The sequence below is a fragment of the Bradyrhizobium sp. Crot121 genome, from assembly GCF_059512385.1.
Map to the genome: position 1 here is coordinate 1 of NZ_JCAMOR010000175.1, position 4,574 is coordinate 4,574.

6 protein-coding genes and 1 pseudogene are annotated in these 4,574 nt (G+C 60.7%); 4 read left to right on the plus strand and 3 right to left on the minus strand.

All coding sequences use genetic code 11. The features are described from left to right. The first annotated feature begins 209 nt into the window (after positions 1 to 209). The 3 genes from ku (at position 210) to AC5ZGW_RS45410 (ending at position 1,893) form a co-directional block, all read left to right on the plus strand. Positions 210 to 1,136: a non-homologous end joining protein Ku gene (gene ku, locus AC5ZGW_RS45400; protein WP_130231612.1), complete on the plus strand. Its 927-nt coding sequence runs from the start codon at positions 210 to 212 to the stop codon at positions 1,134 to 1,136. 20 nt (positions 1,137 to 1,156) lie between these two features. Continuing rightward, positions 1,157 to 1,378 (plus strand): hypothetical protein, encoded by a 222-nt coding sequence (locus tag AC5ZGW_RS45405; protein WP_130231614.1) that lies wholly within the window; start codon positions 1,157 to 1,159, stop codon positions 1,376 to 1,378. A gap of 281 nt (positions 1,379 to 1,659) precedes the next feature. Then, on the plus strand, positions 1,660 to 1,893 hold the full coding sequence (locus AC5ZGW_RS45410) for a hypothetical protein (protein WP_130231616.1): 234 nt from the start codon (positions 1,660 to 1,662) through the stop codon (positions 1,891 to 1,893). A gap of 43 nt (positions 1,894 to 1,936) precedes the next feature. Here the strand turns inward: AC5ZGW_RS45410 and AC5ZGW_RS45415 are convergent. Both AC5ZGW_RS45415 and AC5ZGW_RS45420 read right to left on the minus strand, forming a co-directional pair. Next, positions 1,937 to 2,202: pseudogene (locus AC5ZGW_RS45415) on the minus strand (hypothetical protein). A 148-nt stretch (positions 2,203 to 2,350) separates the two neighbouring features. Continuing rightward, positions 2,351 to 2,545, minus strand: a complete 195-nt coding sequence (locus tag AC5ZGW_RS45420) for a DUF3072 domain-containing protein (RefSeq protein ID WP_130231618.1) — start codon at positions 2,543 to 2,545, stop codon at positions 2,351 to 2,353. Between the two features lie 323 nt (positions 2,546 to 2,868). Between AC5ZGW_RS45420 and AC5ZGW_RS45425 the strand changes: the two genes are divergently transcribed. Next, the gene (locus AC5ZGW_RS45425) at positions 2,869 to 3,093 is read left to right on the plus strand and encodes a hypothetical protein (RefSeq protein ID WP_130231620.1); all 225 of its coding nucleotides are present in this window, start codon (positions 2,869 to 2,871) and stop codon (positions 3,091 to 3,093) included. Positions 3,094 to 3,118: 25 nt separating this feature from the next. Here AC5ZGW_RS45425 and AC5ZGW_RS45430 read toward each other — a convergent pair whose 3' ends face one another. Beyond that, complete coding sequence (locus tag AC5ZGW_RS45430; protein ID WP_349645144.1) at positions 3,119 to 3,337, minus strand: hypothetical protein; 219 nt, start codon at positions 3,335 to 3,337, stop codon at positions 3,119 to 3,121. Positions 3,338 to 4,574: the final 1,237 nt, after the last annotated feature.

Sequence of the window (4,574 nt, forward strand, 5' to 3'; positions counted from 1 at the left end):
CCGCACGAAATTACTTCGCTGTCGTCGCTATCGCCGCAACTCTGCTCTGGCTAACATAACTGTCCACGCGACCTAAGGTACGCCGCAGTTTTCCTGAAGCCAGCCAGCGGTTTTAAAAGTAAAATGAAGCGGCAAGGGCGGGAATTGTCGGAACAAGCCTTCCTTGATCGTCTTGAATCCAGTCGCATCGAAACCGGAGTACTGCGTACATGGCTCCCCGCGCCAACTGGAAAGGCTTCCTGCGTCTGTCACTCGTGACTTGTCCGGTGGCGCTGTACCCGGCCACATCCGAGAGCGAGAAGATCTCGTTCAACCAGCTCAATCGAAAGACCGGCCACCGCATCAGGTATCTGAAGGTCGACGCCGACACCGGCGAGGAGGTCGCCAACGAGGACATCGTCAAGGGCTACATGCTTGATAAGGACACTTTCATCGAAGTGTCGAAGGAAGAGCTCGAAGAAGTGGCGCTGGAATCGACCCGCACGATTGATATCGACGAGTTCGTCGATCGTGAGCAGATTGACCCGCGATATCTGATCCGCCCTTACTATCTTCGGCCAGACGGCAAGGTCGGTCACGACGCATTTGCGGTGATCCGCGAGACCATCCGGGAAATGAACAAGGTTGCGATCGGGCGGGTGGTGCTAACGAACCGCGAGCACATCATCGCGCTCGAGCCCGTCGACAAAGGCCTGGTCGGGACGCTGCTGCGTTACCCGTACGAAGTCCGCTCCGAGGACGAATATTTCGACGAGATCCAGGACGTCAAGGTCACGAAAGACATGCTCGATCTAGCCAAGCATATCGTGAACCAGAAGTCGGGGCGATTCGAGCCCGACAAGTTCGAGGACCAGTACGAGACGGCCTTGATCGACCTTATCAACCAGAAGCGAGCCGGCAAGCCGATCACCCCCAAGGAGCGACCGCGCGGAGAGAACGTTGTCGATCTGATGGAGGCGCTGCGGCGGAGCGTCGGCAAAGAAGTGGAGCCGGCGAAGGTCGCCAAGCCGGCCAAGAAGCCGCGAAAGGCGACGGCCGGCCAGAAGGAAATGCTGATGCCAATCCAAGGCAAGAAACAGGCGAAGGAGACGGCTGCGAAGAAGCCGGCGAGCAGGCAACAGCGACAGTCGGCCTGACGCCAGAGGAGGAGAGCCTTATGGACATGAAAGATGCCTCGGCAATGACGGAAGCTTCCGGACTGATCAACGAGGACGGCGTCGAGCAGATTTCGGAAGCGCACCGGCGACCGCCTCAGTCGCCTTCACAGGATGCCGCGATGCGCTGGGCCGATCGGCTGCGCGAGATCACCGTGAAGGCTCCGTTGCAGTCGCTCTTCGCTGCCTTTCTGCTTGGGGTCTGGGTCGCTCGCCGGCGCTAGGAGCTCCGCGAACGGCGCGAAAAGGCGACGGCAAAAGCGCAGGCGGCGCTGGACAAGGCCGAGCGCGAGCATGCGAAAAAGGCCGCGGCTATTCAGGTTGAGGTCGAGGCTATCGGGAAGCGAGCGCGGGCCGAGGACGACCGGTGGGAAAAGGAAAGAGAACGGCTGCAAGCCGCCCTGCGGCGCGCGCAGGATTAGCCGGCAAGAGCCATTCGCTTCTCCGGAACGGAGTTCGACCGGATCGCGTTGACTGCTCGATCTTCATGACCGGAGGAACGCACATGAGATGGATTTCGGCGGCAGCTTGCGTGGCCGCAATTTCGCTTGCTTTCGCGCCCGCGGCGGACGCGAAGGGCTGCATCAAGGGTGCTATCGTCGGCGGCGTCGCCGGCCATATGGTGGGACACGGCAAGCTGGGCGCCGCGGCCGGGTGTGTCGTCGGCCATCACGAGGCGAACAAGAAAAACCCGAACAACGCGAACGCTCAGCAGCAGGCGCCTTCGGGGCAAAGGTGAGAACGGCGACGATGGCGGAGGGCTAAGGTTTCGCCGGAGGGCATCAGGCCTCGGGCGGGCACCCCGGGCAGGTGTCGCCGATCGAGTCCAGCACTTCGGCGAGCGCGACGGCGGCCGCCTGAGACGAGACGCCAAGCGGCGGGTACTGGCGGGCGATGTCGAAGGCGCGATCGCGGGCATGCGGTCGGCGCGGTCCTGCATCCACCCGTGCTCTTCGCATTCGCGGATCGCGCCCGCTTCTTGCAGCACGGAGATGGCCCATCCTCGCAGCGTCCGGATCGTCGCGCGCCGTTCCCTGGTCATCAGCATTTGGAAGGCTCCTGGTGCGCGAAACGAATCCGCCAGCTCAACTTGCGTTCCGGCGAGCTAGCACAGGGCAGGGATTCGCAAACGCGGGAGCAGTTGCTTTTCCACCGCGAGATCGGTGCGGAACGGCGGCCGCTGACGGGAGGGCAGGCTATTTCCCCAACCCAACCTTCTTCCGCAGCTTCTCGATCAGCTCGGACGCCTCTGCCTTCGTGAGTTCCTTCTCTCCAGGGACGGGCTCGTGCGCCTGCTCCGCAAGGGTTTTGAGGTACGACGCTTGGGCGCCCGTCATCGGATCATGTCCTGAAACCCACTCATTCGGGTCCTTTTCCGTGTTGTCGGCCATGATGAACCTCCAAAAAATCTGGCTCCGGTCCCAACTTGTAACTTGAAAGAATGTTCCCGTTTCGTTCTCGTAATGAGCTCCACGAAGAGGGGCCTCCATGCCGGATCTCGAGTTCGTCCGTCGGCAAATCGAATACATGCGCGTCCAGGTCGGGCGTCAGCGAAACGACATTTGAAGCTACAACGGGCAGGGATCTGTACCGCGTCTGCCGAAATCCTCCTGCAGCGGATGCTCGCGAAGATCGAAGGGCTTTGCGCCGAGCGCGACAGGCTCAGGAAGGAGTTGCCAGGGCCGACCGCCGGCAAGGTGTTAGGAGGCCGGAAGTGGTGAACTACTTCTCTGACAGTCCGGAGCAACCTCCCTTCTTCAAGGCCCTTGCGGAGGTGCGTCAGTTGGCGACGCGGGAAGGGTGGTGCTTTCACCACGTCCAGGCAATCATTGTTGCTATCGACCAATATGCCGAAGCGGCCACGGGCAATCGGTTGTTCTTTTTGAACCGGCGGCATTCAATCGGTGGCGGCCGGACGCGCGGAGATGATGTTCCCTAGAGGCGCCGGCTACGACAGCATGAATTCAGTGAGCGAACTGCTTCGGCAGGACCATCACGATGTTGACCTCGCGCTTCAAGATCTTAGAAGCCGTGATCTGGATGTGAAGTGAGAAGTTGTCCTCCACCTCGGTCGCGATCTCCTCATCCTTCGCGTAGACGAATAGGATGTCGCCGTCGAGCTCATCGAAGTGAATGCCCGCGAACAGCCGGTCAAACGTGTTCGCGCCTACGATCAGCGCCATGCGGGCTTGTATTGCCTGGTCTTGGACTTCTGTCAGGTTCATGCACTGAAGATAGAGTCCATCGGGTCGATTACAAGGACGAGTGAGCGCGCGGTGCGCTAAAGGCTCGCGCAGTTCGCCTGATCGCTTTAGCGGTCTGGCGAGCGCTCTCGATCCTGATCACACGGTTGGTGACAATCGGCAACAATGTCTTCGGGGGTGATTTGCGGGGAGGGCGATGCGCGGGCCGATTTCCGATAACCGTCAGCCCTACGACGATGATTAGGATGTCGGTTGTTAACCAGTCCGGTATTCGCTTCGCAGGTTCAGCCATGGCTTGACCCTCCGCTACCGGCACTCTCCGACATGCCCGAGCGAGGCGATGTGAGCTGCCTCACGAAGGGTGGGAAAAAGTGGCAATTAGCTTTGAAGCATAGGGAGCGGAGCGGCTGCTTTCCCGCCGCTCTCTCAACGATGCGCCGCCGGGCTCGGGATGCGCTCTCCAGCGCGAGGGCCAGCAGCCCGGCACGGAGAGCCGGTCGACCTGCTTGGGGTAGTGCGCGCACGGTTGGTGCTGGTTCCTACTTCGCCTCCCGTAGTTATCCCGTGGTGACTCAGGTTGATTCTAGGATTGTCATGTGTGCTGGTTCGGTGGCGCGGGCGCAGATACTTTGCTCCGCAAATCACCGACCAGGGGAGGAGGCCGCCATGCTTGCGGAGAAGTTCTTTCTGGTTTTGGAGACCCTCAAAAGTCGGGCTTCAGACGGAAGCGTGCGCGTTGTCAGCACGACGCCACGAGTCCCTATAAGGCTTCCAACCAAGACAACCGATAAGCAGGTCGCCTCGCGCTGAAGATCTTTGGTTCTCTCGTCTCCGTCGGGTCGCTCGCGCTGCCCTCGATGGGTTCAAAATTGCGCCGCCGGGCTAGAAATAGCGTCCCGGCGGCGTTCATCTCACTGGTGCCCTGAAATACCAATACCGTCATCCATTGGGGTTTGTGTATGAAATGGCACACACTCGATGGCCAAAAGGAAGCAGCCCGGCCCAGGGGACAAATCCGGACCGAGCTGCCTGGGGCGCTACGCACGTGGATCCTGCGTGCGACCATTCAACGTTTCCACAAATGGACTGTTCCGCGTGGCCTCGCTTGCCGTGCCGACGGGCAAGAAGAACTTCGTTCTCGGACGAAGAGACTACGGGGCCCAGAGCCGGAGAAAACCAGCTCGCCCCGGGCATGGACCGAGCTGTCAGGGGGCAG